Source organism: Bradyrhizobium sp. CCGB01, assembly GCF_024199795.1.
GTDB lineage: Bacteria > Pseudomonadota > Alphaproteobacteria > Rhizobiales > Xanthobacteraceae > Bradyrhizobium.
On record NZ_JANADK010000001.1, the window covers coordinates 4,944,579 to 4,970,553 of the forward strand.

The 25,975-nt window shown below is 63.6% G+C and carries 31 protein-coding genes and 1 tRNA gene; 19 read left to right on the plus strand and 13 right to left on the minus strand.

From position 1 onward, the window contains the following. Positions 1–24: 24 nt before the first annotated feature. Positions 25–189, plus strand: coding sequence for a DUF2934 domain-containing protein (locus tag NLM25_RS22780; protein WP_254119225.1), 165 nt, complete (start codon positions 25–27; stop codon positions 187–189). On the opposite strand, the gene NLM25_RS22785 is transcribed toward NLM25_RS22780, so the two are convergent. Continuing rightward, the gene (locus NLM25_RS22785) at positions 186–416 is read right to left on the minus strand and encodes a hypothetical protein (protein ID WP_254138473.1); all 231 of its coding nucleotides are present in this window, start codon (positions 414–416) and stop codon (positions 186–188) included. The genes NLM25_RS22780 and NLM25_RS22785 overlap by 4 nt on opposite strands. A 367-nt stretch (positions 417–783) precedes the next feature. Here NLM25_RS22785 and NLM25_RS22790 point away from each other — a divergent pair, with 367 nt between their 5' ends. From NLM25_RS22790 to NLM25_RS22800, 3 genes are all read left to right on the plus strand, one after another. Then, complete coding sequence (locus NLM25_RS22790) at positions 784–921, plus strand: hypothetical protein (protein ID WP_212483880.1); 138 nt, start codon at positions 784–786, stop codon at positions 919–921. A gap of 371 nt (positions 922–1,292) precedes the next feature. Beyond that, positions 1,293–1,439 (plus strand): hypothetical protein, encoded by a 147-nt coding sequence (locus NLM25_RS22795; protein ID WP_254119230.1) that lies wholly within the window; start codon positions 1,293–1,295, stop codon positions 1,437–1,439. A 332-nt stretch (positions 1,440–1,771) separates the two neighbouring features. Next, complete coding sequence (locus NLM25_RS22800; RefSeq protein ID WP_254119232.1) at positions 1,772–1,969, plus strand: hypothetical protein; 198 nt, start codon at positions 1,772–1,774, stop codon at positions 1,967–1,969. A 3-nt stretch (positions 1,970–1,972) separates the two neighbouring features. Here the strand turns inward: NLM25_RS22800 and NLM25_RS22805 are convergent, their stop codons facing one another. Next, positions 1,973–2,272: a hypothetical protein gene (locus tag NLM25_RS22805; RefSeq protein WP_254138474.1), complete on the minus strand. Its 300-nt coding sequence runs from the start codon at positions 2,270–2,272 to the stop codon at positions 1,973–1,975. A 247-nt stretch (positions 2,273–2,519) separates the two neighbouring features. Here NLM25_RS22805 and NLM25_RS22810 point away from each other — a divergent pair, with 247 nt between their 5' ends. Continuing rightward, positions 2,520–2,804 (plus strand): hypothetical protein, encoded by a 285-nt coding sequence (locus NLM25_RS22810; protein WP_254119234.1) that lies wholly within the window; start codon positions 2,520–2,522, stop codon positions 2,802–2,804. Between the two features lie 68 nt (positions 2,805–2,872). Here the strand turns inward: NLM25_RS22810 and NLM25_RS22815 are convergent, their stop codons facing one another. Beyond that, on the minus strand, positions 2,873–3,037 hold the full coding sequence (locus NLM25_RS22815; RefSeq protein WP_015686271.1) for a hypothetical protein: 165 nt from the start codon (positions 3,035–3,037) through the stop codon (positions 2,873–2,875). 268 nt (positions 3,038–3,305) lie between these two features. On the opposite strand from NLM25_RS22815, the gene NLM25_RS22820 reads away from it, so the two are divergent. From NLM25_RS22820 to NLM25_RS22840, 5 genes are all read left to right on the plus strand, one after another. Continuing rightward, a complete protein-coding gene (locus NLM25_RS22820; RefSeq protein WP_254138475.1) occupies positions 3,306–4,067 on the plus strand; it encodes an NAD-dependent protein deacetylase in 762 nt (253 codons plus the stop codon). 199 nt (positions 4,068–4,266) lie between these two features. Next, positions 4,267–4,902: a cold-shock protein gene (locus NLM25_RS22825; protein ID WP_254119237.1), complete on the plus strand. Its 636-nt coding sequence runs from the start codon at positions 4,267–4,269 to the stop codon at positions 4,900–4,902. Positions 4,903–5,088: 186 nt separating this feature from the next. Then, the gene (locus NLM25_RS22830) at positions 5,089–5,571 is read left to right on the plus strand and encodes a DUF192 domain-containing protein (protein ID WP_254119239.1); all 483 of its coding nucleotides are present in this window, start codon (positions 5,089–5,091) and stop codon (positions 5,569–5,571) included. 84 nt (positions 5,572–5,655) lie between these two features. Beyond that, positions 5,656–5,732, plus strand: a tRNA-Pro gene (locus NLM25_RS22835). Positions 5,733–5,913: 181 nt separating this feature from the next. Continuing rightward, positions 5,914–6,642 carry an outer membrane protein gene (locus NLM25_RS22840; protein ID WP_254138476.1) on the plus strand — a complete coding sequence of 243 codons (729 nt, stop codon included), beginning with the start codon at positions 5,914–5,916 and terminating at the stop codon, positions 6,640–6,642. Between the two features lie 34 nt (positions 6,643–6,676). On the opposite strand, the gene NLM25_RS22845 is transcribed toward NLM25_RS22840, so the two are convergent. Beyond that, positions 6,677–6,838, minus strand: a complete 162-nt coding sequence (locus NLM25_RS22845; protein ID WP_254138477.1) for an RNA-binding protein — start codon at positions 6,836–6,838, stop codon at positions 6,677–6,679. A 333-nt stretch (positions 6,839–7,171) separates the two neighbouring features. Here NLM25_RS22845 and NLM25_RS22850 point away from each other — a divergent pair, with 333 nt between their 5' ends. Next, positions 7,172–7,543 (plus strand): hypothetical protein, encoded by a 372-nt coding sequence (locus NLM25_RS22850; protein ID WP_254138478.1) that lies wholly within the window; start codon positions 7,172–7,174, stop codon positions 7,541–7,543. A gap of 326 nt (positions 7,544–7,869) precedes the next feature. On the opposite strand, the gene NLM25_RS22855 is transcribed toward NLM25_RS22850, so the two are convergent. Beyond that, positions 7,870–8,028: a hypothetical protein gene (locus tag NLM25_RS22855; RefSeq protein ID WP_254138479.1), complete on the minus strand. Its 159-nt coding sequence runs from the start codon at positions 8,026–8,028 to the stop codon at positions 7,870–7,872. 309 nt (positions 8,029–8,337) lie between these two features. On the opposite strand from NLM25_RS22855, the gene NLM25_RS22860 reads away from it, so the two are divergent. Then, positions 8,338–8,529, plus strand: a complete 192-nt coding sequence (locus tag NLM25_RS22860; RefSeq protein ID WP_028150987.1) for a hypothetical protein — start codon at positions 8,338–8,340, stop codon at positions 8,527–8,529. 13 nt (positions 8,530–8,542) lie between these two features. Here the strand turns inward: NLM25_RS22860 and NLM25_RS22865 are convergent, their stop codons facing one another. Then, complete coding sequence (locus NLM25_RS22865; RefSeq protein WP_254138480.1) at positions 8,543–9,721, minus strand: OpgC domain-containing protein; 1,179 nt, start codon at positions 9,719–9,721, stop codon at positions 8,543–8,545. A 257-nt stretch (positions 9,722–9,978) separates the two neighbouring features. Here NLM25_RS22865 and NLM25_RS22870 point away from each other — a divergent pair, with 257 nt between their 5' ends. Next, entirely contained in the window at positions 9,979–10,284 is a 306-nt protein-coding gene (locus NLM25_RS22870; RefSeq protein ID WP_254119249.1) for an ETC complex I subunit, read from the plus strand. Between the two features lie 119 nt (positions 10,285–10,403). Here the strand turns inward: NLM25_RS22870 and NLM25_RS22875 are convergent, their stop codons facing one another. Beyond that, positions 10,404–11,945 carry a DUF1254 domain-containing protein gene (locus tag NLM25_RS22875; protein ID WP_254138481.1) on the minus strand — a complete coding sequence of 514 codons (1,542 nt, stop codon included), beginning with the start codon at positions 11,943–11,945 and terminating at the stop codon, positions 10,404–10,406. A 52-nt stretch (positions 11,946–11,997) separates the two neighbouring features. Beyond that, positions 11,998–13,473, minus strand: a complete 1,476-nt coding sequence (locus NLM25_RS22880; RefSeq protein ID WP_375167841.1) for a DUF1254 domain-containing protein — start codon at positions 13,471–13,473, stop codon at positions 11,998–12,000. A gap of 284 nt (positions 13,474–13,757) precedes the next feature. Between NLM25_RS22880 and NLM25_RS22885 the strand changes: the two genes are divergently transcribed. After that, positions 13,758–14,249 (plus strand): Lrp/AsnC family transcriptional regulator, encoded by a 492-nt coding sequence (locus NLM25_RS22885; RefSeq protein WP_254124313.1) that lies wholly within the window; start codon positions 13,758–13,760, stop codon positions 14,247–14,249. Between the two features lie 231 nt (positions 14,250–14,480). After that, complete coding sequence (locus NLM25_RS22890; RefSeq protein WP_254119254.1) at positions 14,481–14,780, plus strand: DUF3551 domain-containing protein; 300 nt, start codon at positions 14,481–14,483, stop codon at positions 14,778–14,780. A gap of 96 nt (positions 14,781–14,876) precedes the next feature. Here the strand turns inward: NLM25_RS22890 and NLM25_RS22895 are convergent, their stop codons facing one another. Next, on the minus strand, positions 14,877–15,905 hold the full coding sequence (locus NLM25_RS22895; protein ID WP_254138483.1) for an AraC family transcriptional regulator: 1,029 nt from the start codon (positions 15,903–15,905) through the stop codon (positions 14,877–14,879). 112 nt (positions 15,906–16,017) lie between these two features. Here NLM25_RS22895 and NLM25_RS22900 point away from each other — a divergent pair, with 112 nt between their 5' ends. The 4 genes from NLM25_RS22900 to NLM25_RS22915 are packed head-to-tail and all read left to right on the plus strand — an operon-like array spanning position 16,018 to position 21,740. Further along, on the plus strand, positions 16,018–17,190 hold the full coding sequence (locus NLM25_RS22900) for an acyl-CoA dehydrogenase family protein (RefSeq protein WP_254138484.1): 1,173 nt from the start codon (positions 16,018–16,020) through the stop codon (positions 17,188–17,190). A gap of 24 nt (positions 17,191–17,214) precedes the next feature. Next, positions 17,215–18,819, plus strand: coding sequence for a carboxyl transferase domain-containing protein (locus tag NLM25_RS22905; protein ID WP_254138485.1), 1,605 nt, complete (start codon positions 17,215–17,217; stop codon positions 18,817–18,819). A gap of 4 nt (positions 18,820–18,823) precedes the next feature. Next, entirely contained in the window at positions 18,824–20,827 is a 2,004-nt protein-coding gene (locus NLM25_RS22910) for an acetyl/propionyl/methylcrotonyl-CoA carboxylase subunit alpha (protein WP_254138486.1), read from the plus strand. 1 nt (position 20,828) lies between these two features. Then, positions 20,829–21,740: a hydroxymethylglutaryl-CoA lyase gene (locus NLM25_RS22915; protein WP_254138487.1), complete on the plus strand. Its 912-nt coding sequence runs from the start codon at positions 20,829–20,831 to the stop codon at positions 21,738–21,740. A 127-nt stretch (positions 21,741–21,867) separates the two neighbouring features. On the opposite strand, the gene NLM25_RS22920 is transcribed toward NLM25_RS22915, so the two are convergent. The 4 genes from NLM25_RS22920 to NLM25_RS22935 all read right to left on the minus strand — a co-directional run bounded on the left by NLM25_RS22920 (position 21,868) and on the right by NLM25_RS22935 (position 25,750). Beyond that, the gene (locus NLM25_RS22920) at positions 21,868–22,794 is read right to left on the minus strand and encodes a dihydrodipicolinate synthase family protein (protein WP_254138488.1); all 927 of its coding nucleotides are present in this window, start codon (positions 22,792–22,794) and stop codon (positions 21,868–21,870) included. 74 nt (positions 22,795–22,868) lie between these two features. Beyond that, positions 22,869–23,852, minus strand: coding sequence for a TRAP transporter substrate-binding protein (locus NLM25_RS22925; RefSeq protein ID WP_254119264.1), 984 nt, complete (start codon positions 23,850–23,852; stop codon positions 22,869–22,871). A 24-nt stretch (positions 23,853–23,876) separates the two neighbouring features. Continuing rightward, a complete protein-coding gene (locus NLM25_RS22930) occupies positions 23,877–25,142 on the minus strand; it encodes a TRAP transporter large permease (protein ID WP_254119266.1) in 1,266 nt (421 codons plus the stop codon). Continuing rightward, positions 25,142–25,750, minus strand: coding sequence for a TRAP transporter small permease (locus tag NLM25_RS22935; protein WP_375167886.1), 609 nt, complete (start codon positions 25,748–25,750; stop codon positions 25,142–25,144). Before NLM25_RS22935 ends, NLM25_RS22930 begins: the two co-directional genes overlap by 1 nt. Between the last annotated feature and the right edge of the window lie 225 nt (positions 25,751–25,975).

Genomic DNA, 25,975 nt, shown 5'->3' on the forward strand with positions numbered 1-25,975 from the left:
TTGCTTCCGAAAGGGAGGCAGCGCATGGCCAGCTTGAGCGAGGAAGAGATTCGAACCCGCGCCTATCACCTCTGGATGGACGCCGGCGAACCCGCGGGAAAGATGGACACTTTTTGGTATCAGGCCGAAAAGCAGCTTCTCGCCGAGCGAAACGAGCAAGCCGCAGTGCCGGCGCCGCGCGATCGCTAGACGGACACATCCACGATTGCCGGCGTATCGACCTCGCGCTCGCGCCAGACGACAAAATCGCGTTTGGGATTGAGCCACTGGTACTCGGAGCCGTGCGCCTTCACATGTTCGAGCGCCGCATCGCGCGCGCTGCTCTCGTCGGGCGCCTCGACCATGATCTCCACGGTCTCCTCGATCTGACGCACCACCTCGACGGCGAAGTATTTTCTGTCGCTCTTCCTGGTCACGGCCCCTCTCTCCGGAGAGAGTAACGGGGAGGGCGCCAGCGCGTTCCGGTCAGCCAGCGATCCAAAAGAAAAACCCCGCGCTTTCGCACGGGGCTCTCTTGGCTGGCGGCGTTGGGATTTCAGCGCCTGGCCGCCGGCCGGACCTCTAACTTAAGGTTGAAAATCCAAAAAGCAACAGCGCCGCGGTGACGGAGTATGTTCGTCAGGCGGCGCTGCGATGTTGACCGGGCGCTGAAATCCCCAGCCTCCATGGGTCCGCCTGACGCCAAAAAGGTTCAACGCGATAGGGTGGAAAATCGCGCGCGAGGGGGGGCTGGACTTTTTGTTCTTATTTTGTTCTAGTTGGTCATCACGTTGGAGGTGACGCATGACCATCGAGAAACAGCGCGAAGTGATCAGGCTCTGGAACCAGCTCAGGAAGGTCGAGGGCCCGGCCGCGGAAGAACTCCGCATCCAGATCCTCGAGTGTTTTTCCGAGAAGGGCAACGCCAAGCGAGCGGCGTGAGGAGCTTCGACGGGTGACCACGGCGACAGACCTCCGCCACGCGGCTTCGCGCGGCATCGATGTGAACCCTGCCGCGAGCTCGTGATCGTGTTTGCGGTCGTCTCGAAACTTCTGCCGCCGAAGAGCCTTGGCGCCAAAGAGTCCTGTCGTTGAAGACGTGACGGTGCGCGCCTTCATCAATCGTTAGGAGTCGCTCCGCGCCGATTGTTTCGACTCCGATTCGTTCTTTGCGAACGAAATGGAGTCGGATGCAGAACAAGGCGTGGCTTCTGTGTCGATGCGGGACACGCCTCGTCGCGGCGAGTTGGTGTGATGCTTCGCACAGTCCCGCCCTCGTGTCCTCGTTACGGAATGAGGCGAGGGAGAGCGACATGGATGTGTGCTGGTTTCTCGCCGAGATCGTGAAAGTGTTCTGGTACGACAGGCACCCGCGGCTGCGCAAAGGCAGGCCGTCGGTGCCGCAGGTGCCGCCACCACACAAGCCCGACGACACTCAGGTGATCGGGCGTTCGTCGTGACCATGCGTTCGCTTTCGCGACGATCCACACTGCTTGTTAAGAAATGCTCCGCGCTGATTTCTTCGATTCCGATTCGTTCTTCGAGAACGAAAGGCAGGCGAAGCTGGAACAAAACCGGCCGACGTTGGCCTTTCAGTTCGCGCGATCTTTAAGCGGCTCGCGGAGATGCAACGACGCCGCGCAAACTCCTAACGAAAGTTTGCGGGGAAGCCGATAACCCTATTCGGTTAGGTTAAAAGCCCAATCGCGTTGCGCTTGCCGTTGTTTGGGATAGGTGTCTGGCAACGACAAGAACGACTTTGCCAAGAAGCAAGTTTGCGAAGACAGATTTCATGACACCTTTTTCAGAACCGTCCTTTTATCAAGGCGACCGGCACACCTACCGGCGTGTTGCCATCGTCGGCATGCTGTTCTGTCTTGCTTTCGTGGCGATCAGTTTCTCGCTGCGGCCGCAGTTCGAGGACACCCGCGTCGCGGTCAAGGCCGACAGGCTGGTGCGCACGGCAGGCCAGGCGCCGCGCGCCAATTAGCGCTCATCTTTGCAGACGGGAATCGTCGGCTGAATGGTCGCCGGACCCGCCGCCGCGGGTCGCGAGCGCGACGAAGCCGGCATAACCGGACAAATTGAGCAGAATTTCGAGCCACGCGGGCATGTCGGGTCCCTTCTGCGTGTGAGGTGACTCAACGTGCGCGGGTAATCCTTGTTCCCCGCCCGCCGAGACAAACGCGCTCAGAGCGGAGAGGAGGGGCGCCGGGAACCAGCCTGCGGATACGGGCAGCAAAGCGGATAGCGGCAATGTTTCCTCCCCGGCATCCGTCCCGATGGCAGCCATCGCTGTCTGCTGCCCTGTCCACTCCCTGAAATGAAGAACCCCGCCAGCACCGCGGAGGATGCTGACGGGGTCTTCGTGCTGTCACCTCTACCGGATAGCGGAGGCTTCCGCACTTGCAGGATAAAATCTTCGGAGCGCGGTTTCGTTCCCTCCCTCCCGACATTTTTTCCCAGCCCGGGTTCCGCGGCTGCGCGCAACCATCGCAGTCCGCTCGCGTTGTCCCGAGGCAATGCGGAAGGAGAAGAGCATGAAGAAGACACTGGCAGTTCTCGCCACCGTCGCAGCCGTCGGCGTGACGGCGGTCGCGGTACCTGCGCCCGCCGAGGCGCACTACCGCGGCGTTGGCCCCGGCCTCGCGTTCGGCCTGGCCGCCGGCGCGATCACCGCAGGCGCGGTCGCAGCGTCCCGTCCGTACGGCTATGGCCCGGGCTACGGCTATTATGACGGCCCCGGCTACTATTACGGTCCTCGCCCTTACGCCTATTACGGTGGCGGCCCGTATTACCGCCGGCACTATTACCGTCACTGGTAACCGCTGAATAAGCGAAAAGCCCGGAGCGATGCCCCGGGCTTTTTTCATGCGTGGCGATCGGAAATGTCTTAGGGCCAGAGCGAGGGCCGTTCCACCTTGCGCGCATTGTCGAGCGTCGAAACGAAATACTCTTCGCGCTCGCGCTTGAATTTTTCCTGAGTGGCACGGAATGCGGCGACACGGGCGGCAATCTCTTCGCGTTCGCGGATTTTGCGTTGTTCGTCTTCGGTCATTGTCAAATCCTCTCCACACGTCAGTATGTGCACTACTGAACCCAAGCACTGCCGCCGCAATCACCTTGAGTCGCGTCAACACATGCATTGGCGCTTCTGATTGAGGCGTCAATGGGGAGGGGGCATTGCAGCATTGTGATAAGCGACGGTCGGAAAAAATTGCCGACCACAGCTTGCGCGGTTCTTGCGCGGCGGTGGATAAGAGCGTCAACAATCTTGTCGCTTGCGCGTGGTGCAGCTAGCGCAAAGCCAGATCGGGAGGCCGCGATTGATTGCATCGGATCTTCGCAGCGGCGTTGAGCGACTCGGCGACATGATCGCGGAGGCGAAGACCATCGTGCCGTTCACCGGCGCCGGCATCTCCACCGAATGCGGCATTCCCGACTTCCGCTCGCCGGGAGGAATCTGGACGCGCTACCGTCCGATCGAGTTCGGCGACTTCGTCGCGAGCCAGGAGGCGCGTGACGAATCCTGGCGCCGCCGCTTTGCGATGGAGGAGGTGTTCGCCGCGGCAAAGCCCGGCCGCGGTCACCGCGCGCTGGCCTCACTCTACCGCGCCGGCAAGATCCCCGCGATCATCACCCAGAACATCGACAATCTGCACCAGGCCTCGGGCTTCGCCGCCGAGCACGTGATCGAGCTTCACGGCAATACGACTTATGCGCGCTGCATCGGATGCGGGCAGGTCTATCAGCTCGACTGGGTGAAGCGCCGTTTCGACGAAGACGGCGCCGCGCCCAACTGCACCGCGTGCGACGAGCCGGTGAAGACCGCGACGATCTCGTTCGGCCAGATGATGCCCGAGGACGAAATGCAGCGCGCGAGCGCGCTGTCGCAAGCCTGCGACCTCTTCATCGCGATCGGTTCCTCGCTCGTGGTGTGGCCGGCGGCGGGCTTTCCGATGATGGCGAAGAACGCCGGTGCACGTCTGGTGATCATCAATCGCGAGCCGACCGATCAGGACGACATCGCCGACCTCGTGATCCGCCACGACATCGGCGAGACTCTCGGGCCCTTTGTCGCAAATTGAGGCATCAATTTGATTCGCGGCTGTGCAAGCTGTTCATAGGTTCCGGCGAATCTCTTTTTTATCTATGCCTCGCAACCGGGAGTGTTATCTTTTGAGTCGAAAGATTCGCATCGCGTCGAATTGAGAATATTCTCTTAAGACGCGTGATTCGACGCCGCCGCTGAGGCGGGTTGCAATGGGCAGTGTGGGGTCCGGGGTTATGGGGTCGTCGGACGGATTTGAGTCCAAGAAGGTCGGAGTTCCAGCGGCAGGCGAGCACGGCGGTGCCGGTCGCGACAGCGGGCTCAGTCCCTTCACCGGTCTAGGTGAGGGCAGTGCGAACCTTGTCGAGGTTCACGGCGTCATCAAATGGTTCGACGCCTCAAAGGGCTACGGCTTCATCGTTCCCGACAATGGCTGGCCGGACGTGCTCCTGCACGTCACCGTGCTCAGGCGCGACGGCTTCCAGACCGCCTATGAGGGCGCCCGCATCGTCGTCGAGTGCATCCAGCGCGCCAAGGGCTACCAGGCCTTCCGCGTGGTCTCGATGGACGAGTCGACCGCGATCCATCCGGCGCAGATGCTGCCGCCGCGCACCCATGTCACCGTGACCGCGACCAGCGGGCTGGAGCGGGCCCAGGTCAAATGGTTCAACCGCCTGCGCGGCTTCGGCTTCCTGACCTGCGGCGAGGGCACGCCCGACATCTTCGTCCACATGGAGACGCTGCGCCGCTTCGGCATGACCGAACTCCGGCCCGGCCAATATGTGCTGGTCCGCTTCGGGCCCGGCTCCAAGGGCATGATGGCGGCCGAGATCCATCCCGAGACGGGATCGCCAGGGCTTTCTTCCCATTAGAAGGCTTTCTTCGCACTAGACGGCTTTCTTCTCACTAGAAAGCTTGCGGTCGCACAAGCGGCGGCGCCGATCGCCAAATCCCGCAATCGTGACGAGAGGCGCGCAGGCCAGCCCGCGCGCCTCTGGCTTTTGTCACGGTCGCCGCGTAAGGACTGCTCCAGTCCCCACGCCCTCGAGTACCGTCCCATGAATTTTGATCGAAAGGCCGTCTGGTCCATTGCGAGGGGCTGGCTGGCCGCCATCCTCGTCGTCGGCTGTGCCGTCGCGAGCGCGCCCGCCGGCGCCGCCAGCTTCGAGCCGCTCGAGATCGTCACCAAGAACGGCGTGCAGGTGTTCTCGGTGGAAATGGCGACGACCGAGGAGGAGAAGCAGACCGGGCTGATGTACCGCAAGGAACTGGCTGACGGCAAAGGCATGCTGTTCGACTTCAAGCCCGAGCAGGAAGTGTCGATGTGGATGAAGAACACCTACGTCTCGCTCGACATGATCTTCATCCGCGCCGACGGCCGCATCCTGCGCATCGCCGAAAACACCGAGCCGATGTCGACCAAGATCATCTCCTCCCGGGGCCCCGCGCGGGCGGTCCTGGAGGTGGTGGCGGGAACGGCGCAGAAATACGGCATCCGCCCCGGCGACCGCGTCGGCCACCCGCTATTCGGCACCAAATAGCGCGGTTTGGCGGGGTTATCGCCGCCGGACTGAAAGCTTGCTGGCGCTTTGGGAAGCGTGTATCGACGGGGCTCGCTGGACATTCGGGGTATAGCGCAGCCTGGTAGCGCGGCAGTTTTGGGTACTGCAGGTCGTTGGTTCGAATCCAGCTGCCCCGACCAGTCCCGAGGTTGAAGCTCCTTCAATTCTCTTGATAGTCCGACGCGCGAATCCCGTTCCGCCGCCCGCCGACGGTCGGGCCGGCAGCGCGATCCCGCGAAATATTGCCGGATGCAACCTCTGCGTCAGGTTCGCGTGGTACTGATCCCCGCTCAAGGGTTGGCGAATGGGGAAGCTCGGGACATGTTGAAGTATCTCTGCGGCGCGGCGGTTCTCGCCCTGTCCGTCACGACGGCGTCGGCCGCTGATCTCGCGCTGAAGGCCGCTCCCGTGGCTCCCGTCTCGTTCACCTGGACCGGCTGCTATGTCGGCGGTCACCTCGGCGGCGTCGTCAGCGACGATCGCACCATCAGCAGCATCGGAACGACGGTTGATTTCAGCTCGTCCGGTTTTGTCGGTGGCGGACAGATCGGCTGCAACTATCAGTTCGCGCCGAACTGGCTCGTCGGCGCAGAAGGCCGCGCTGCGTGGTCGAGCCTTTCGAACCATCATGCCGGCAGTGTCAGATTTCCCGCGCTCGGCAACCTCATCGTGCCGTCGCAGTTCGGTCTCGAGAACGATTTCCTCGCTTCGGCCACCGCACGGCTCGGCTACGTCTATGCCGAACGCTGGCTGCTCTATGTGCGGGGCGGCACCGCCTGGACCCGCGAGAAGATCGACGATGCGTTCATCGCTCCAGTCGCCGGCGTCCTGACCGATCCCGGCGCAACCGTCACGCGGACCGGCTGGACAGCAGGCGCGGGCGTGGAATGGGCGTTCGCGCAGCACTGGTCGGCCAATGTCGAATACAATTACCACGACTTCGGCACGAAGGGCCCCATCCTGCTGACCAGTCCGGTCAACAGCGTCACCGTCTCCAACCTCAAGGACACGATTCACGCCGGGACCGTCGGCGTGAACTATCACTTCTGATTCGTTGGCGACGACTGCGGCCGGCGGCGCAGGTTCAGAACAGCAGCCAATTGGCGAGGCGCCAGGCGATCCAGGCGAGGGCGCCGATCCAGCCCAGCATTGCGATCCCGGCGATGCCGAGCCCGCATAGCGCGAACAGCGAATTTTCGGTCTCCGGCGTCGGCGAGAGTTTCTCGGTCGTATCGATTTGACTCACGGCATCCCCTTGCCTGACGGCCTGCTGTTCATTGGTCTCCGCTCGCTCGTGAAAATTCACCGGCCGCGCTCCAGCTCACACGGTCGTGAGACGAGATGACTGTCCGTACATGACGCGGCGCGTCCATCGCAGCCACGCGGCTTCCCCGGACAGATGGGAAGAACATGCAACTCGTGGCGCGGTGATTGGTTGCGACCGCAGGAGCGGGAACTGCGCGCCGCAGCGACGATTTTTCGCAGCGCCGGCGCCTGCTTCGCGTGCCCCTTGCGTTGAAGGAGCGGGCAGGGCGCGCCATCGGCAAAGCGCCCGCGGCTTCCCTTGAGCGAGGACCTCATGTCGATCAGTGCGATTGCTTCATCCGGCGCGACGGCCTCGACCTTCCAGTCGACCACGGCGGCGTCATCCTCCGCAGCCTCATCGACATCCGCCACGTCGGCGACGTCCGCCGCGTCCTCGACGTCGTCCTCGCAATCCGCGGGCGGCAGTTCCGGATCGGGCGGTGGCGGCAGCTCGGCCAAGACCATCGTCAGCGAGGTCTCGACCACCGTTGGCGGCATCACCACCACGACGATCACCTATTCCGACGGCACAACCGAGGTCCAGACCTCGACCAGCCCGCAAGCCGGCCAGGGCAACCAGGCGGGCCAGACCTACAACGCGCAGGGCACGCTCAGCGCCAATGCGCAGAGCACGTCGAGCATCTGAGCGGCGCGATCGCCGGGCGCGGGGCATGCGGCCATCGCGTCCTGAAGCGCGTGCGAACCATGCGGAAGGCCTTGCTTGAAGCCTTGCCCGAACGCTTGCCTAACCCTTGCCTAACCCCTGGCGCTTGTTCTTCACCCAGCGCGACTTCTGGGCGATCTTTCAAGGCATTGCGCCGGCCGGTCCGGCGCAGAATTCACAAATTTGCATCGAACCTTTGGCTGTCGCCATAGACATAAGAGTGTTGGGGGATTTCAGCGCCCAATACCTAAACGGACGCCGCCAAGCGATGATATTCCGCTTGCGCGGCGTCGCGCTTTTCCGAGCGATCAGTTCGTCGCGCACCAGCCGAGCGGAAACGGCAGGAACGGCCAGACCAGCTGATTGTCGTTGGCGGCCTTCGGCGGTTCTTGAGCGGACGTCTTGACGCGCGGAGCAGCCGGCGTCGAGCGCAGCGCCAGGCGCAAACATGCACATTGCAAATTCATTGTGGTCGACCCCGGCCAGTCAATTGTTTTGAAAATTGGAGATCAGTTCAAAATTACGGAGCGCCCAAACGGCGCGTTCATTCTCAAAGCGCGCATGCATTCTAGAAAAATCGACGCCTGCTTTCAACCGGTGTCTGCGCACCTGTGGACGACAAGTAAGGTTGATCGGTTAGGTTAAGGGCGAGAGGTTGTTGCGGCCCCATTCGAGGCTGCTATCAGGTCGGCAAGGCTCGCGATGGGCTACCTGCAAGAGGTACTCACACAGGATCACAGTTCGTCGCGGCGCTCATATTTTGTGAGTTTTGCGTCATGTCTTTCGATCGCAACGTCCGAACCGTCCATCCGCAGTCGAGCTGGACCGAGATCTGGCACCTCTGGACCGTGATCGTGCCGCGCCGCTCGATCAACGGGCAGCTGGTCTATGGAAAGGTCTGGCGCCGCCACGACGGCCGCGACTGGATCTACAAGAAGTTCACCGAATACGACAGCGAAGCGGCCTGAGCCCCCGCCGGGATCAGGCGGCCTTTGCAGGCGGGGCGACCGCGGGCTTGGCCGGCGGCGGCTTCAGCGGCTTGTCCTGCTTCTTCGACCAAGAGATGTAATAGGCCACCGTCGTCATGATCGCGATGCCGGCGATGCTGACGAAGAGTTGCGCGAACACCGAACCCGAGCTCATCGACAGCTCGAAATGGCCGACGAAGGACAGGAACACGCCGACGCAAAATACGGCGAGCGACTGCTGGCCGCACACGATCAGCGGATCGAACACCTTCCACTCCAGGCCCGGCCATTCCTTCGGTACGAAGCGGATCACCAGGATCACGATCACGACGAAGTGGAGGAAGCGGTAGGGCGCAAGGTTGGTCTTGTCATTGGGGTTGAAGGCCGAGAACAGCCACTGCGGGAACATGCCACCGAAGGTGGGGAAGCGGCCGGCCATGGTCATGATCAGCGCGAAGGCGAGATAGCCGAGGCAGAGCCACAGCGTGATCGGCGAGTTGATCAGGGCGCCGGAGCGCCGTGCCCCGCCCATCGCACACCAGGCGCCGAACACGAACAGCACCTGCCAGCAATAGGGGTTGAAGTACCACTGGCCAGCCGGATAGGCGGTCAGATTCCAGCCGAAGTGGCGCGCGGCCAGCCACAGCACGATCGAGAGCACCATCGTCAGGTCGGGCTTGCGCAGCATGAACCACAGGATCGGCGGAAACAGGCCCATCAGCACGATGTAGAGCGGCAGCACGTCCAGATTGAGCGGCTTGAAGCGCAGGAACAGGCCCTGGCGCAGCGTCTCGGTGGCGTTGTCGACAAGGCCGGCGACGTTGAACTCGTTGATCATCTCGGAATCGCCGAAGCGCAGCGCCAGGTAGCTGATCGAGGCGATATAGATCACGAACAGGATGATGTGGGCGACATAGAGCTGCCAGACCCGCTTGGTGAGGCGGGTGGCGCCGACGATGAAGCCGCGCTCCAGCATCATACGCGCGTAGACGAAGGAGGCAGTGTAGCCGGAGATGAAGACGAACAGATCGGCGGCGTCGGAGAAGCCGTAATTGCGCGTCGTGATCCAGTTCACGACGTTGTCGGGGATGTGGTCGAGGAAGATCGCCCAGTTGGCGACGCCGCGAAACAGGTCGAGCCTGAGGTCGCGGCCTTTCTCGGGGAGCGTTGCGCTGACGTTCAGGAAGGCCATGCGACGGGAGCTTTCGAAAGGGACAGACAGGCAGGCGTCGGCGATGCAGCGCCGCCGGGCGGCATCCCGGGGCGGCAGGCGGGTACGCAATTGTCACGGTGCAGCATAATGACTATACCCGTCGGCGAGGCACCCAGGGACCGGAATCACCGAACAGTTCCCGAAAGGTGTCTCTATACTATGCCCACGGTTTCCACCAACTGCTACCGTGACGCATCGAATTCGACCGAAAAGACGCACAGAGGCCCGGACCGACCATGACCGCACGCATTTTCAAGCCCGCCAAGAACGCGATGCAATCCGGCCGGTCCAAGACCAAGGAATGGCAGCTCGACTACGAGCCGGAACAGCCCCGTTCGGTCGAGCCGCTGATGGGCTGGACCTCGTCCGGAGACATGAAGCAGCAGATCACGCTGCGTTTCCACTCCAAGGAAGAGGCCGTCGCCTATTGCGAGCGCAAGGGCATCGCCTACCAGGTGATCGAGCCCCAGGATTCGATCCGCCGGCCGGCTGCCTATGCCGACAATTTCTCGTTCCGGCGCGGCGAGCCCTGGACGCATTGAGGGGCGCTACGCCCGTTTAGGCCTCGTCATGCCCGGGCTTGTCCCGCCTGCGCGGCCGAAGCCGCTTCGGCGGGGCGCTGCCTCGTCGGCGGCGACGATGGACATTCGCCAGAACCTTCTCAGGCAACTTTTCGAATGACCGGCGGCTTCCAGGATTCGGTCAAAATGCCTTCCTTGCCCCAATAGGCACGGATGTAGAGCGAGAAGTGTCCGTCCGGCGCCGGCAGCCAGTTCGTCTCCTTGTCACCGCCCGGTGATCTGGCGCCGGCATAGAGCGTCAGAGAGCCATCGGCGTTGCGCTTGAGGTTCTTGTTCTTGGTGCCGAGCGAGTAGCGTTTGAGGTTGTTGGCGTGGAAGAGATGCTTGTCGTTATAGAGCGTCAGTGACCAGAAGCCGTTGACCGGCGGCTCCTCTCCCTTCGGAAACGTTATCTCGTAAGCGCTGCTGCCGTTGAGTTCGGCATTCGCGCCGTCATTGTCCGTGTAGAAATACTGCGTCTCAGTCGGCCGGTTGTCGAACATGTTCGATTTTGCCGTCCCGGTGCGGTTGAAGTAGTCGATGCCGAATTGCGCATTGTTGGTCGAGCGATTCCAGCCGTTACCGGCCGGGCGGCCGTTGTGCTTCCACTGGAAGAAGCTCTTGATGACCTTTTGCTCGGTCTCGACAGCGGTCTCGACCAATGCCTTCTTGAGTTCCGGATCCTTGCTGGCGGCATCGAGCAGCAGGCGGAATTGCCCGTACATCGCTTCCTCGCCCGGGAGCGGGCCGACGATGTCGAGCACCTCGCCGAACTGATCGAAGAATTTTTCCGGGACCACCCACTTCGTCTCCTCGCCGTCCGATTTCGGACCGGGAATGTTCGGGAGCTTACTCCATTCGACGGTCTTCATCTTGCCGGTGAAGTCCTTCAGCGGATAAGCGACAACTTGATTGACGACTGCCTGGATCGCCTTCTTGTCCTCTGCTGTGTCATCCTGGAATACACGCGGAATGGCGTTGGCAAGCGTGGTGGAGCAGCGAACGATCCCGGTAATGCCGGACGGCTTGAGGCCCTTCCAGTTCGGCCCAACCAACAAGTAGAAGCCGGGCTTTGTATGGTAGGGCTTACCGAGTTCGCCAAACTGGTCAGTGCGCGCATCGTAAAGAGCATAGACCCAGAAGCGGTCGCCAAAATCCGGGACTTGAACGACCACAGGCTCCTCATCGAGCGAGAAGAAACCAAGTCCGTAGACCACATCCTGGTTTGGACAGGTCACGAAAGTCTCCGACGGTTCGATGTAATCGTGGAGCATTCCGATCTGGCCGCGGGGCGCGACCGGTATGACGCCGTTCAACAGACCAGCCTGCGGCGCTTGCGTGATTGTCGCCCTGCGATTGGTCATGTTGACCATCGGCCAACCCCAGATATAGGCCATCTGCGCGATTGCCTTCGCATAATCCGGGAACATCACGATGCCCGTCGCGGGCTCCGTTGGGGCGAGTGTGGCCTCGAGGGCCCGTTGAGCTTGAGCGGCGTCAGCGGTCAGTGCGATCGAAGCGGTCGCAATCGCGACCGGGGCTGCCGGGCCGGTGCCCAGTGCGGCGAGAGTTGCCGCGCCGATACTGCCCTTCATTGCGTCGCGCCGCGTGGTGCCTTGTTCAGTGATGGTTGCTGGTTTCATTGCATTCTCCAGTTTCAGTCCGATGGCTGAGTTGGATCGCGTCGATCTCGTCTCAGTTCACCTTCACGACGTCATCAGGTTTCCAGGTCTGATCGAAGAATTCGACGCCGGTGCCATAGAGGCGCAGCGCAGCCAGGAAATTCCGTCCGCTGACGGTCTGAATCCAGTTCGACTCCGGCGCGTTGGCCGGCTTTTGCGGCGCGAACCAGATGTCGACCGAGCCGTCGCTGTTGGTCGCGACCTTGTTGAAGCCGTTGATCGACGGCAGCAGTTGCGGTGTCTCCGGCATCGTTCCGTCGGTGACGTTGTAGGCCGTCACGGCCCAGAACAAGGCGGCCGGTGGATTGGGCGGCAGATGCAGCTTGTAGGTGTTCGCACCGTTCAGAAATTCACCTTTGGAGTCGCGCCCTGTGAACGGATATTTCGATCCCGCGCCAAGCGTGCGCATGACCATGGCGGACGCCGTGGAATAGGCAAATTGGAAGTACGACGCACGCTGATCCACATCGAGATAGCCGTCCTGAAGCCATTCCGCGGTGCCGCCGGCCCAAGTGTTCTCGTATTGGCGATCATTGTAGTACCGCGTACGGCCGTCCGGGCGGCCGAGCTGACGATTGGCCAGGATCATCCTCGGCGCGGTCTCGACTGCCTTCTTCAGCAGTTCCTGCTGCTTCGCGCCGGGATTGAACGGCTGGCCTTTGATGATGCCGATCGATGCCAGCACCCCGCGCAGCTCGGGATCGATGGCGGCGACGGGTTCGTAGTCGACGAACGCCTTGAGCTTCGTCCAGTAGGCATTGTCGACCGGGTACATCATGTTGACGCGCTTGCCGCTGCCATTGGGGAATTGCATCGGCTTGACGTCTTTTTCCATCGCCCACAGGGGATAGATGCGTGTTTGTTCCGCCAGCGCCACAGCGGGCTTGGGGTCAGGTCCGTTGTCGCCCTTCGCCATCACGGTGCGGAAGAACAGGAAGACGTTGTAAGTCGATGATTTGAACGCGAAGTACCCTTGAGGAATCTCGCCCTCATAGCCAGGCGGCAGCAGCAGATAGAGCCCGCCGCGCGCACGATCAGGACCGATCGCACCGACATCCGTGATGGTCCGCTGGAAGAAATCGGTGAACATGCCGATCACGTTCGCAGGCGCAGCCACCACGAGCGGGCCGGTCTCCTTGAGGTCGAGATAGTTCATGGAGTAGACGACGTCGGCATTGGGGGTCGGCACCCACGCGCGCGAGTCCATCCTGTCTTTCCAGATCGGCAGGACGTTGTAGCCCTTTCCGAAGGCGGCCTCTGAACCGTCGCGCATGCCGATCACGTTCAATGCCGGCTGCATCGTCATGTAGGCGTGGATCGCGCGCTGATAGAACAATTCGTCGCGGAGGTCCTCAGCTTCCTTCTGAGGCAGCCAATTCCCGTTGTTTATCTGTTTGATCAGGGGAGGAACCGGCTGATCCTGCGCCATTGCGGACGAGCTGGTGAAGATAGAGGAAACCAGGAGAGCGGACATCAATACTGTTTTCATTTGCTTCCTCATTTCACACGGGAGCAATTTTCGCGACGTCGTTTCAATTGTGGATGGATCGTCCGGATACTGCTCCTCATTTGGAGCTGTATCATCGCATCAGTTCCATCTTACCGTTATGCAGTTTGTGCCAGGACGCGAGTCCTGCGGCAGTTTGACTCAAGAGAGCATCAATGACGGTGCTCGCGCGAAACGATCGGGTCGGATCCCCAGTTCCGCCTCTTGGCACCGATTCCGCCGCATGCTTCGCTGCCTCGCATGAGGCGACCATGGCGAGGTGGGGTATGGCGGGGCGTGATCAGCTCGACGGCATCGATCTGAAGATACTATCCGAGCTGCAGCAGGACGGGCGCGTTCGCAACAATGAGCTGGCGCTACGCGTCGGCGTCTCCGCGCCAAACTGCCTGCGGCGGCTGAAATCGCTGTTCAGCCGCGGCGTGATCCGGGCAGTCCGCGCCGTCATCGACGAGCGGCTGCTCGGCTATGAGGTGGTGTCGTTCGTCTCGATCCAGCTCGGCAGCCAGGCCCAGCCGGTGCTGGAGGCGTTCGAGAGCTCGATATCAGCGATCCCGCGCATCCAGCAGTGCTGGCGGATTTCGGGCGACACCGACTATCTGCTGAAATGCGTCGCGCCCAATGTCGAGAGCATGCGCCAGCAACTCCTGCATTTCGCCGCCATGCCTGATGTGAAGAACGTCCGCAGCTTCCCGGTGCTGGGTGTCGCGAAGGACGTGCCGCTTCCGTTGCAGGAAGGCATGGCGGCGGCAGCAGGATAGGGGGCCGCGCACTCCGGCCGTTGGCCCGGCGACGATTTCACAAAAACCGAACTAGCGGCCTACTGATAGCTTAGTAACTCACCTAACTGTGACATGTGATTTAGGAAGCCCTGCGATGCGCTGGAACGTGATTGTCGGCTCGCGCGCCCGGCCTACATCCGGGGTGTGAACCTTGGCGTGCGTCCCATGCCGAGGACTCTTTTGTGGGACCCTGAGCTAGGAAAAGACAGCATGACCTCGACCTCGAAGACGTTCGTCGCCTCCGCTGCGACGCTGTTCGCCTCTGCGTTTCTCATGATGACCGCGCCCGCTGCCAAGGCCGACGACTTCTGCATCACCAACGGCGCCCAGGCCGCGCACGGTTGCGGCTATCCGACGATGGAAGCCTGCCGTCAGGCGGCCGGCGGCATCGGCGGCATGTGCTCGCAGAGTGGCGGCGCGAAGACCAGCAACGACGCGCTCGCGTTCCAGCCGAAGCAGACGCAGTCGCGCGGCAAGCATCGCTCGGGCGGCCAGACCAACTCGAACTAACGATAGAAGTCCCGTTTCTAGACTTTGCGGCCTCCGAGGTTCATCTCGGGGGCCGTTATTTTATGACAATCGGGCGACGGCGCGCGCGCGTGTGCCTCAGCGATACCGGCCGCGAAATTCGCGCGGGGAGGCGCCGGTCCAGGTGCGGAAGGCACGGGAAAAGCTCTTTTCGTTGCGGAAGCCGGCGATCTCCGCGATCCGCTTGATCGGGGCGCGTCCGCGCATCAGCTCCTGCTTGGCGAGCTCGAACTTTGCTTCTTCCTTGAGGTCGCGCAGCGAGGTCGCTTCCTCGCGCAGGCGGCGATGCATGGTGCGGGTGGAGAGCGCCAGCTCGCTCGCGACGTCTTCGGCGCCGAGGCTACGGCCGCGCGCGTTGCGCAGCACGCGGCGGACGCGCTCGACCAGCAGCCGGTCGCGCCGATAGGGCAGCACCGTCAGCCGCAACGCGCCCTTGAGCATGTTGTCGAGGTCTGCCGCGCTGCGCGTGAGCGGCAGCGAGAGATAGTGCTTGTCGAAGATGATCGATGCGCACTTGGCGTCGAAGCGGATGCTCCGACTGAAGATGGTCGGATAGACCGAGACGTGGTCCGGCTCGGGGTACGGAAACTCCGCGGCGCGGAGCGCGATCCTGGAATCGACCGCCCAGCAGGAAAAGCCGAGCACGTAGCGGAGCAGGGTGACCAGGCAGAATTCGCGCAAGGGTCCGAGGTCGCGCAGCTCCCGGATGGAGACGATTGCGGTCTCCTCGCCGACCGCGAGCTCGAGCAGCACGTCCTCGGTCAGCAGGCGGTGATGCCGGCACCAGCGTTTTAGCGCGACTTCGAGCGTGGGGGCTGTGATCGAGGCGCGGCACAGCATGCCGTAGGTGCCGAACGGCAGCCGGCGCGAGAACCAGCCGAGCGCCTCGTCGTCGAGCTCGCGCATGGCGTGGCCCGCCAGGGCCTCGAACTGGGCGGCCGTGACCCGCCCATCCGGAGAATTGACAAGGTCTGGCGGTACCTGGCCCCGGCTCAGCGCCTCCGCCGGATCGCGGCCATAGCGTTCGTAAGCGGCAATTACGCCGCGGACGAAGGCGGCAGGGGTCATTGCGCGGCGCGGGATCGCGGTGGCGACTTGGAACGGCATCGGAAATCCTTTGGGAAAATCCTCGCCAAGTTTGGCGGAAAATGCAACCTTTTCGACCGCAAGAGGGCCAGGACCCCGCTAGGTTCGGTCCCCAAAATACGGAGGAATCGCCGTGAACATCCCGAGCATCGATTTCGATCTGGGCGAAGACATCAGCATGCTGCGCGACACGCTTCGCGCCTTCGTGGAGGCGGAGATCGCCCCGCGCGCGGCCGAGATCGAGAAAGCCAATCTGTTCCCGGCCGACCTCTGGAAGCGTTTTGGCGACCTCGGCCTGCTCGGCATGACCGCGCCGGAGCAATATGGCGGCTCCAACATGGGCTATCTCGCCCACATCGTCGCCATGGAGGAGATTTCGCGCGGCTCGGCGGCCGTCGGGCTGTCCTACGGCGCCCATTCCAACCTCTGCGTCAACCAGATCCGCCGCAACGGCAACGACGCGCAGCGCCAGCGCTATCTGCCGAAGCTGATCTCAGGCGAGCATGTCGGCGCGCTGGCGATGTCCGAGCCCGGCGCCGGCTCCGACGTCGTCTCGATGAAGCTGCGCGCCGACAAGCGCGGCGACCGCTATGTGCTCAATGGCTCCAAGATGTGGATCACCAATGGCGGCGACGCCGACGTGCTGGTGGTCTACGCCAAGACCGATCCGGCAGCGGGACCTCGCGGCATGACCGCGTTCCTGATCGAGAAAGGTTTCAAGGGGTTCACCCACGGCCACCATCTCGACAAGCTCGGCATGCGCGGCTCCAACACCTATCCCTTGTTCTTCGACGAATGCGAGGTGCCCGAGGAGAACGTGCTCGGCAAGGTCGGCGAGGGCGTCAAGGTGCTGATGTCCGGCCTCGACTATGAGCGCGCGGTGCTCTCGGGCGGCCCGCTCGGCATCATGGCGGCCTGCATGGACGCGGTGGTGCCCTACATGCACGAGCGCAAGCAATTCGGCCAGCCGATCGGCGATTTCCAGCTGATGCAGGGCAAGCTCGCCGACATGTATGCGACCTGGCAGGCCACGCGCGCCTATGTTTATGCCGTCGGGCGGGCCTGCGACCGCGCCGACCACGCGCGCACGCTGCGCAAGGATTCCGCTGCCTCGATCCTCTATTCCGCGGAGAAGGCGACATGGATGGCCGGCGAGGCGATCCAGGCGCTCGGCGGCGTCGGTTATACATCCGAATTTCCGGTCGGACGGCTCTGGCGCGATGCAAAGCTCTACGAGATCGGCGCCGGCACCTCGGAGGTTCGGCGCATGCTGATCGGCCGCGAACTGATGGCCGAGACGGCGTAAAACCTTCACCTGATTGGAATCAACATGGCGCTCCATTCCAGCATCGATACGTCATCATCCGACTTTGCGCGCAATTCCGAGGCCATGCGCACCCTCGTCGCGGATTTGCGCGAAAAGCTCGCCCAAGTCGCCGGCGGCGGCGGCGAGGCCTCGCGCAGCCGCCACACCGCGCGCGGCAAGATGCTGGCACGCGAGCGCGTCGATCTGCTGATCGATCCCGGCACCTCGTTCATGGAGCTGTCGCCGCTTGCGGCCTATGGCCTCTATGGCGGCGACGTGCATTCGGCGAGCGTCGTCACCGGTGTGGGCCGCATCTCGGGCCGCGAATGCGTGATCGTCGCCAACGACGCCACCATCAAGGGCGGCACCTACTATCCGATGACGGTGAAGAAGCATCTGCGCGCCCAGGACGTAGCGCGGCAGAACAACCTTCCCTGCGTTTACATGGTGGATTCCGGCGGCGCCTTCCTGCCGCTCCAGGACGAGATCTTTCCGGACGAGCGGCATTTCGGCCGCATCTTCTACAATCAGGCGCAGATGTCGTCGCAAGGCATCCCGCAGATCGCGATCGTGATGGGCTCCTGCACCGCCGGCGGCGCCTATGTCCCCGCGATGTCGGACGAGAGCATCATCGTGCGCAATCAAGGCACCATCTTCCTCGGCGGCCCGCCGCTGGTGAAGGCCGCGACCGGCGAGGTTGTGAGTGCGGAGGAGCTCGGCGGCGCCGACGTGCATTCGCGCCAGTCCGGCGTGACCGACCACTACGCCCAGAACGACGCCCACGCGATCGGCATCGCCCGGCGCATCGTCGGCACGCTGAAGCCGTCGGCGCGGCCGAACCTCAACATGCATCCGCCGCGTGATCCCCTGTTTGCGGCGGAGGAGATTTATGGCGTCGTGCCCGTCGACGGACGCAAGCCGTTCGACGTGCGCGACATCATCGCGCGCGTCGTCGACGGCTCCGAGTTCGACGAGTTCAAGAAGCTCTATGGCACGACGCTGGTGTGCGGCTTCGCTCACATCTGGGGCTATCCGGTCGGCATCATCGCCAACAACGGCATTCTGTTCAGCGAGAGCTCGCTCAAGGGCGCGCATTTCATCGAGCTGTGCTGCCAGCGCGGCATTCCGCTGGTGTTTTTGCAGAACATCACCGGCTTCATGGTCGGCAAGAAATACGAGGCGGGCGGCATCGCGCGCGACGGCGCCAAGCTGGTGACGGCGGTCGCGACCGCCTCGGTGCCGAAATTCACCGTGGTGATCGGCGGCTCCTACGGCGCCGGCAATTACGGCATGTGCGGCCGCGCCTACTCGCCGCGCTTCCTCTGGATGTGGCCGAACGCACGCATCTCGGTGATGGGCGGCGAGCAGGCCTCGATGGTGCTGAGCCAGGTCCGCCGCGACAATATCGAGGCCAAGGGCGATAGCTGGTCGAAGGAAGAGGAAGAGACCTTCCGCAGCCCGATCCGCGCGCAATATGAGAGCCAGGGGCATCCCTATTACGCAACCGCGCGGCTGTGGGACGACGGCGTGATCGACCCGGCCGACACCCGGCTCGTGCTCGGGCTTGGCCTCTCGGCGGCGTCGAATGCGCCGATCGAACCGACGAAATTCGGCCTGTTCAGGATGTGATGCGATGGACCGCTCAAAGCTCTACCGCCGTTTTCGCACGCTCCTCATCGCCAACCGCGGCGAGATCGCCTGCCGCGTCATCCGCACCGCGCGCGCCATGGGCCTGCGCACGGTCGCGGTCTATTCCGAGGCCGACCGCGACGCGATGCATGTCGCGCTCGCGGATGAAGCCGTGCTGCTCGGGCCGGCGCGGGCGCGTGACAGCTATCTCAATGTCGAGCGGCTGATCGAGGCCGCCCGCAAGACCGGCGCCGAAGCCGTGCACCCGGGGTACGGCTTCCTGTCGGAGAATGCCGAGTTTGCGCATGCCTGCCTCGACGCGGGTCTGGTCTTCGTAGGCCCGACCGCCGGGATGATGACCGCGATGGGCTCGAAATCCGGCTCCAAGGCGCTGATGGAGAAGGCCGGCGTACCGCTGGTGCCGGGCTATCACGGCGAGGCCCAGGACGAGGCGACGCTGTCGAAGGCGGCCGACAAGATCGGCTTCCCCATCCTGGTGAAGGCGTCCGCCGGGGGCGGCGGCCGTGGCATGCGGATCGTTCGCTCTGCTGCCGAGCTTGGGCCGGCGATCGTCAGCGCCAAGCGCGAGGCCAAGGCCGCGTTCGGCGACGATCGCATGCTGATCGAGAAATATGTCGACAATCCCCGTCACATCGAGGTGCAGATCATCGGCGACAGCCACGGCAATCTGCTGTCGCTGTTCGAGCGCGAGTGCACGCTGCAACGCCGGCACCAGAAGGTGATCGAGGAAGCGCCGTCGCCGACGCTCAATGCCAGCCAGCGCGAGACCGTCTGTGCCGCTGCGCGCAAGGCGGCGGGCGCGGTGGACTATGTCGGCGCCGGCACCATCGAGTTCGTCTCCGACGGCAAGGACGTGTTCTTCATCGAGATGAACACGCGCCTCCAGGTCGAGCATCCCGTGACTGAGCTGATCACCGGCATCGACCTCGTCGAATGGCAGCTGCGCGTCGCCTTCGGCGAGGCGCTGCCGATGAGGCAGGACGAGATCAAGCTCAACGGCCATGCCGTCGAGGCGCGCGTCTATGCCGAGAACCCCACGAAGAACTTCATGCCGTCGGTCGGCAAGATCTCGACCTGGCGGCTACCGGCGGAGACCGGCGGCCTGCGCATCGATGCCGGCTATCGCGAGGGCGATAGCGTCTCGCCGTATTACGACGCCATGCTCGCCAAGATGATCGCATGGGCGCCGACGCGCGACGTCGCCATCGAGCGGCTGAACCGCGGGCTGGAGGAGTCCGACGTTCGCGGCATCGTCACCAACATTCCGTTCCTGTCGGCGCTGATGACGCATCCGAAGGTGCGGACGAATGCGATCGACACCGGCTTCATCGAGCGCGAGCTGGCGGTCCTGACTTCGGCCGCGCCTGCGCCCGGCGAGCTCGAGCTCTGTGCCGCGGTGGCCGCCATCGTCGATGACGAGCGGCAAGCCGCGCAAGGGGGCGCGAATTCGCCCTGGCAGACCTTTGGCTGGCAGCCGGTCGGCCGCCGCCAGCGCAGCTTCGCCTTCCGCGTCGGACATGGGTCGGAGCAGAAGATCACGCTGAACTATGGCAGCGGGCCGTCGACGCTGGTGATCGGCGGCCGCGAGCTGGCGTTCGCGATTGCGCCGAAGGATGGCGGCTTCGACCTGACGCTCGATGGCGTCAAATCCGCGGTCGCGGCGGTGATCTCCGGCCATGAGCTGTACCTGCGCACGCGCAACGGCCGCTTCGACCTGCACTGGGTCGATCCGTTCGGCGGCGAGAGCGAGGAGCAGACCGGCGAGGACAAGATCGCTGCACCCTTGCCCGGCACGGTCGTCGCCGTGCTGGCGGAGGAGGGTGCCACCCTTGAGAAGGGCGCGCCGATCCTCACCCTGGAAGTGATGAAGATGGAGCAGACGCTGCGGGCGCCCTATGCCGGCGTGCTGAAATCCATCAAGTGCAAGGTCGGCGACATCGTCCAGGAGGGCGTCGAGCTCGCCGTGGTCGAGCCTTCCGGAGAATGACATGAGCGACCCCGTCCGTATCATCGAAATGGGGCCGCGCGACGGCCTCCAGAACGAGAAGACACCGGTCAGCGTCGAGGCCCGCGTCGCCTTCATCGAGGCGCTGGTCGCGGCCGGCCTCGATACGGTCGAGGTCGGCGCCTTTGTCTCCCCCAAGGCGATCCCGCAAATGGCGAGCTCGGACGCCGTGCTGCGCGGCGTTAGCCACATCAAGGACGCCGAGTTCCACGTGCTGGTGCCGAACGAGAAGGGCTATGACGCCGCGCGCGCTGCGGGGGCGAAGGTCGTCTCGGTGTTCGCCGCGGCCTCGGAAGGGTTTTCGCGGGCCAACATCAATTGCACGGTCGCGGAGTCGATCGAGCGGTTCAAGCCGGTGCTGACGCGCGCCAAGGCCGATGGCATTCCCGTGCGTGGCTATATCTCCTGCGTGCTCGGTTGCCCCTTCGACGGCGAGATCAAGCCGAAGGCGGTTGCCGATCTCGCGAGCACGCTGTGGGAGCTCGGCTGCTACGAGATCTCGCTCGGCGACACCATCGGCGTCGGCACGCCCGACAAGGCGAAGGAGATGTTGCGCGCGGTCAGCGCCAACATCCCGCCCGCCAGGCTGGCGATGCATTTCCACGACACCTACGGCCAGGCGCTCGCCAATCTCTATGCCGGCCTGGAGCAGGGCGTCCGCGTCGTCGACGCCGCCGCCGGCGGTCTCGGCGGCTGTCCCTATGCGCCGGGCGCGACCGGAAACGTCGCGACCGAGGATGTCGTCTACATGCTCGAAGGCATGGGCGTCAGGACCGGCGTCGACATGGAAAGGCTGCTGGCCGCCACGAACGAGATGAGCGGCGTGCTGGGCAAGCCGCCCGTGAGCCGCGTGGCGTCGGCGCTGAATGCGAAGAAGAAGCGGGCTGCGAGGTAAGGCCGCTTACGTCGCCTTCAGGTGCCGTAGGGTGGGCAAAGGCGCGTAGCGCCGTGCCCACCAAGTTTCCGCAATCATCGGTAGATGGTGGGCACGCTTCGCTTTGCCCACCCTACGAGACCTGTTTTCAGGCTGCCTTCAGGCCCACGTCCGGCAGGCGCGGCCGGTTCTTGAGCGCCTTGGCCATCATGGCCTCGACCTCGGCTTTCTCCTGCGGCAGCAGCGCCAGGCGGGGCGGGCGGGTCAGCGCGGTGCCGCGACCCATGATGTGCTCGCACAGCTTGATGCACTGGACGAGGTCCGGGCGAGCGTCGAGGTGCAACAGCGGCATGAACCATTCGTAGATCGGCATCGCCTCGGCAAAGCGTCCCGCCTTGGCCAGGCGGAACAGCGTCTCGCCCTCGCGCGGGAAGGCGTTCGACATGCCGGAGACCCAGCCCACGGCGCCCATGGCGATGCTCTCGACGATGACGTCGTCGAGGCCCGCGAACAGCACGAAGCGGTCGCCGACCATGTTCCGGGTGTCGATGAAGCGGCGCGTGTCTCCGGAGGAATCCTTGAAGCAGACGACGGTCTCGACGTCGGCGAGCGAGGCGAGGATGTCGGGTGTGACGTCGTTCTTGTAGATCGGCGGATTGTTGTAGAGCATCACGGGCAGGTCGGTCGCGCTGGCGACGGCGCGGAAATGCGCGGCGGTCTCGTGCGGCTTGGACGAATAGACCAAGGCCGGCATCACCATCACGCCGTCGATGCCGACGCGCGCGGCTTCCTTCGCGGTTTCGACCGCGAAGGCCGTGGTGAATTCGGCGATGCCGCACAGCACGGGCACGCGGCCCGCGGCGACGGACTTGGCCGTCTCCATGATCGCAACCTTCTCCTTGCGCTCCAGCGAGGTGTTCTCGCCGACGGAGCCGCAGACGATCAGACCGGAGACGCCGTCGCGGATCAGCCCGTCCATCACTTTCGCAGTCGCGTCGATGTCGAGCGAGAGATCGTCGTGGAATTGCGTGGTGACGGCCGGGAAGACGCCTTCCCAGGAAACGCGGCGGCTCATGGTTTTCACTCCAGGTGTATTGCCGGCGGGGGGGCTGGATCCGCCGGTTGTTATGAACAGGATGGCTGATGGGGTCAGAGCGTGGCGCCGACCTTGCGCAATTCGGCGAGGACAGGTGCCTTCGGCAGCCAGATCTTGTCGAACTCGGCGATGACGGCCTCGGTGTCGCCCGCCGGGACCTGGCGGATCGGGATCGGCGCGTTCTTGAAATTCTCGATCAGTGCCGGCTCGTTGCCGGCGAGCTCGTCGATCTGCGCGTCGAGCGTCGCCTTCACCGTCTTGGCGATCAGCTCGCGGTCGGCCGCGGGGAGCGACTGCCAGACCCGGCCCGAGACGACCGCGGCCATCGGCATGAAGACGGCATTCATCTGAAGGATCACCTTCGACACCTTGTCGAAGCGCTGGTTCCAGGAGAATTCGAGATCGGCCTCGAGGCCGTCGACCTGACCGTTCGCCATCGCGTCGAACACCTGCGGCGTCGGGATCGGCGTCGGCGCGGCGCCCAGCGAGGAATAGAAATCGCGGTAGACCGGCGTCGGGTTGATACGCAGCTTCATGCCCTTGATGTCGGCGAGCGAATTCAAATCCTTCGACGAGAACACCGCGCGCATGCCGGTGATGCCCCAGCCGAGCCCGATCGTTCCGGTCTCCTGCGGCAGGACCTCGAACAGTTTCACCGCCGCCGGATGCCGCACGAATTTGGCGACCGCGGGCGTCGAGCGGACGATATAGGGCGCGTTGATTGCGGCGATGTGCGGCACGCGCGAGCCGAGCTCGGCGGCCTGGATGAAGCCCATGTCGAGCGCGCCGGACTGCAATTGCTGCATCATCGCCGGCTCGTTGCCGAGCTGGCCGGAGTGGAACACGGTCAGGCTCAGGCGGCCGCTGGTGGCGGCCTTGAGATCGTCGCCGAATTTGAGCGCGGCCTTGTTCCAGGAGTGGCCGTTCGGCGTGATCAGGCCGAGGCGGAATTCCTTGGCCTGGGCGAGCGCGAGCGACGGCGCAAACACCGATGCGGCGGCGCTGGCGGCGAGAAAGCGGCGGCGTGAAAGCGGCATGGTCGGGCTTCCTTCTGGACGGGCCTATTTGATGAGGATCAGCGAGAGCGAGGGATAGAGCGAGAGCAGCACGAGCAGGACGCAGGAGATGACGAAGAACGGCAGCGTCACCATGAACATCTTGCCGGGCTTGGCGCCGGTGACGGCGGCTGCAACGAAGAAGCAGAGCCCGACCGGCGGCGACAGCAGGCCGAGCACGAGGTTGATCACCACCACGACGCCGAAATGCCGGGGGTCGATGTGGTAGACATCGGTTGCGACCGGCAGCAGGATCGGCACCGTCATGATCAGGCCGGGGATGCCGTCGATCACCGTGCCGATGATCAGCAGGATGACGTTGCAGATCAGCATGAAGCTGACCGGGTCCCTGGCGACGGACTGGATCCAGCCGGCGGTTTCCTGCGGCACCTTGCCGAAGATCAGGACCCAGGAAAACACGGCGGCGGCCGCCACCAGGAACAGCACGATCGCCGAATAGATCGCGCTGCGCAGCATCATCTGCGGCAGCTGCGAGAACTCGAATTCCCTGGTCCAGTATTTTCCGACGAGCGCGGCGGCGACCGCGCCGACGGCGGCCGATTCCGTCGCGTTGGCGAGCCCACTGAGGATGGTGCCGACGATGACGATCGGAATCAACAGGGTGGGTGACGTCCGCAGGATTGTCGTGACGCGCTGGCGCGGCGTCTGATAGTCCGCGCGTGGGTAATTGTAGACGTAGCCCATCAGCGCGATGACGAGGCAGAACATCACGGTGAGGATCACGCCCGGCACGATGCCGGCGATCAGCATGTCGCTGACCGAGACCTGCGCGAGCACGCTGTAGACCACGAACATCACCGACGGCGGGATGATCGGGCCGAGCATGCCGCCATAGGCGGTCAGGCCCGCCGCGAAGGTCTTGTCGTAGCCCTTCTTCTCCATCTCCGGCACCATGATCTGGGCCATGATCGCGACCTGCGCGGTCGCCGATCCCAGGATCGAGGAGATGAACATGTTGGCGAGGATGTTGACGTAGGCGAGCCCGCCCTTGAGCGAGCCGACGAACGCCATCGCCATGTCGACGATGCGCCGCGTGATGCCGCCGCCATTCATGATCTCGCCGATCAGGATGAACAGCGGGATGGCGATCAGGCCATAGCTGTCGACACCGCCGAACAGCTGGAGCGGATAGGACTGGAACAGCACCGGATTGCCTGATGCCGCGATATAGACGAGGCCGGCGAGGCATAGGCAGAGGCCGATCGGCACGCCGACCAGCATGATCGCGACGAAGGCGGCCGACGTGATCATCAGTTGACCCCGTCGAGTTCGGAGAGCTGGAAGCCCTTCGGCGGCGTGCGCGGGACCAGCTCGAGATCTTCCAGCAGATTGGCGAGACCGTGAACGGTCATCGACACCGCGAAGATCGGCAGCGTCAGATAGAGCACCCAGGTCGGCCAGTTCAGCGTCTGGGTGTGCTCGGTGTAGAGGAAGTTGAAGGTTTCGGCGGCGAGCTTGCGCCCGTCGAAGCCGGCGCGGGCAAGGCCAATCGGATCCATCCAGAGCACGCAGGTGACGATCAAGGCGACGCCGAACACGACGACGAGGCCGGTCGAGATCACCTTTGCAATCTTCTGATGCTGCGGCGAGAGACGCTCGGTGAGCATCGTCACCGCGAAATCGAGCCGCAGTCGCGTCATTGCGGAGGCGCCGACGAAGGTCAGCCAGACCACGCAATAGACCGCGGATTCGTCGATCCAGTAGATCGGGAAGCGCGCGTAGCGGGTAACGACGTTCACCAGGATCAGGCCGGTGAGCAGGTACATCAGGCCCATCAGCGCGACGCGTTCGACGGCGAGCAGGGCGCTGGACGCGCGGACGATCAAGCGTCGAACGCTGAATGCGGGCGTGGCCGGCATCGTCTGCTCGATCATGAAGGAGGCCCCAACCCCTGAGAATTGTCGTGCTAAAGTCAAATGTATAATTTATACATTTTGGGTGTCAAACAGAGATTGCGGTCATTTCGGCGGCAGGACGCGCTTTTGCTGGGCACACGGCTTGTGGGGCTATTTGGCTTTTGCCGGGCGCCTCACCATGCAAGAGAGGGACCGCTTCACGCCGATGAGTCGGGAAGGACAACGGAA

What these genes read in the sequence shown, in the direction of transcription:
- NLM25_RS22780 (WP_254119225.1), top strand. Translation starts at nt 25, where the DNA reads ATGGCCAGCTTGAGCGAGGAAGAGATTCGAACCCGCGCCTATCACCTC.
- NLM25_RS22790 (WP_212483880.1), top strand. Translation starts at nt 784, where the DNA reads ATGACCATCGAGAAACAGCGCGAAGTGATCAGGCTCTGGAACCAGCTC.
- NLM25_RS22795 (WP_254119230.1), top strand. Translation starts at nt 1,293, where the DNA reads ATGGATGTGTGCTGGTTTCTCGCCGAGATCGTGAAAGTGTTCTGGTAC.
- NLM25_RS22800 (WP_254119232.1), top strand. Translation starts at nt 1,772, where the DNA reads ATGACACCTTTTTCAGAACCGTCCTTTTATCAAGGCGACCGGCACACC.
- NLM25_RS22805 (WP_254138474.1), bottom strand. Translation starts at nt 2,272, where the DNA reads ATGGCTGCCATCGGGACGGATGCCGGGGAGGAAACATTGCCGCTATCC.
- NLM25_RS22810 (WP_254119234.1), top strand. Translation starts at nt 2,520, where the DNA reads ATGAAGAAGACACTGGCAGTTCTCGCCACCGTCGCAGCCGTCGGCGTG.
- NLM25_RS22815 (WP_015686271.1), bottom strand. Translation starts at nt 3,037, where the DNA reads ATGACCGAAGACGAACAACGCAAAATCCGCGAACGCGAAGAGATTGCC.
- NLM25_RS22825 (WP_254119237.1), top strand. Translation starts at nt 4,267, where the DNA reads ATGGGGTCGTCGGACGGATTTGAGTCCAAGAAGGTCGGAGTTCCAGCG.
- NLM25_RS22830 (WP_254119239.1), top strand. Translation starts at nt 5,089, where the DNA reads ATGAATTTTGATCGAAAGGCCGTCTGGTCCATTGCGAGGGGCTGGCTG.
- NLM25_RS22840 (WP_254138476.1), top strand. Translation starts at nt 5,914, where the DNA reads ATGTTGAAGTATCTCTGCGGCGCGGCGGTTCTCGCCCTGTCCGTCACG.
- NLM25_RS22850 (WP_254138478.1), top strand. Translation starts at nt 7,172, where the DNA reads ATGTCGATCAGTGCGATTGCTTCATCCGGCGCGACGGCCTCGACCTTC.
- NLM25_RS22855 (WP_254138479.1), bottom strand. Translation starts at nt 8,028, where the DNA reads ATGAATTTGCAATGTGCATGTTTGCGCCTGGCGCTGCGCTCGACGCCG.
- NLM25_RS22860 (WP_028150987.1), top strand. Translation starts at nt 8,338, where the DNA reads ATGTCTTTCGATCGCAACGTCCGAACCGTCCATCCGCAGTCGAGCTGG.
- NLM25_RS22865 (WP_254138480.1), bottom strand. Translation starts at nt 9,721, where the DNA reads ATGGCCTTCCTGAACGTCAGCGCAACGCTCCCCGAGAAAGGCCGCGAC.
- NLM25_RS22870 (WP_254119249.1), top strand. Translation starts at nt 9,979, where the DNA reads ATGACCGCACGCATTTTCAAGCCCGCCAAGAACGCGATGCAATCCGGC.
- NLM25_RS22875 (WP_254138481.1), bottom strand. Translation starts at nt 11,945, where the DNA reads ATGAAACCAGCAACCATCACTGAACAAGGCACCACGCGGCGCGACGCA.
- NLM25_RS22880 (WP_375167841.1), bottom strand. Translation starts at nt 13,473, where the DNA reads ATGAAAACAGTATTGATGTCCGCTCTCCTGGTTTCCTCTATCTTCACC.
- NLM25_RS22885 (WP_254124313.1), top strand. Translation starts at nt 13,758, where the DNA reads ATGGCGGGGCGTGATCAGCTCGACGGCATCGATCTGAAGATACTATCC.
- NLM25_RS22890 (WP_254119254.1), top strand. Translation starts at nt 14,481, where the DNA reads ATGACCTCGACCTCGAAGACGTTCGTCGCCTCCGCTGCGACGCTGTTC.
- NLM25_RS22895 (WP_254138483.1), bottom strand. Translation starts at nt 15,905, where the DNA reads ATGCCGTTCCAAGTCGCCACCGCGATCCCGCGCCGCGCAATGACCCCT.
- NLM25_RS22905 (WP_254138485.1), top strand. Translation starts at nt 17,215, where the DNA reads ATGGCGCTCCATTCCAGCATCGATACGTCATCATCCGACTTTGCGCGC.
- NLM25_RS22910 (WP_254138486.1), top strand. Translation starts at nt 18,824, where the DNA reads ATGGACCGCTCAAAGCTCTACCGCCGTTTTCGCACGCTCCTCATCGCC.
- NLM25_RS22915 (WP_254138487.1), top strand. Translation starts at nt 20,829, where the DNA reads ATGAGCGACCCCGTCCGTATCATCGAAATGGGGCCGCGCGACGGCCTC.
- NLM25_RS22920 (WP_254138488.1), bottom strand. Translation starts at nt 22,794, where the DNA reads ATGAGCCGCCGCGTTTCCTGGGAAGGCGTCTTCCCGGCCGTCACCACG.
- NLM25_RS22925 (WP_254119264.1), bottom strand. Translation starts at nt 23,852, where the DNA reads ATGCCGCTTTCACGCCGCCGCTTTCTCGCCGCCAGCGCCGCCGCATCG.
- NLM25_RS22930 (WP_254119266.1), bottom strand. Translation starts at nt 25,142, where the DNA reads ATGATCACGTCGGCCGCCTTCGTCGCGATCATGCTGGTCGGCGTGCCG.
- NLM25_RS22935 (WP_375167886.1), bottom strand. Translation starts at nt 25,750, where the DNA reads ATGCCGGCCACGCCCGCATTCAGCGTTCGACGCTTGATCGTCCGCGCG.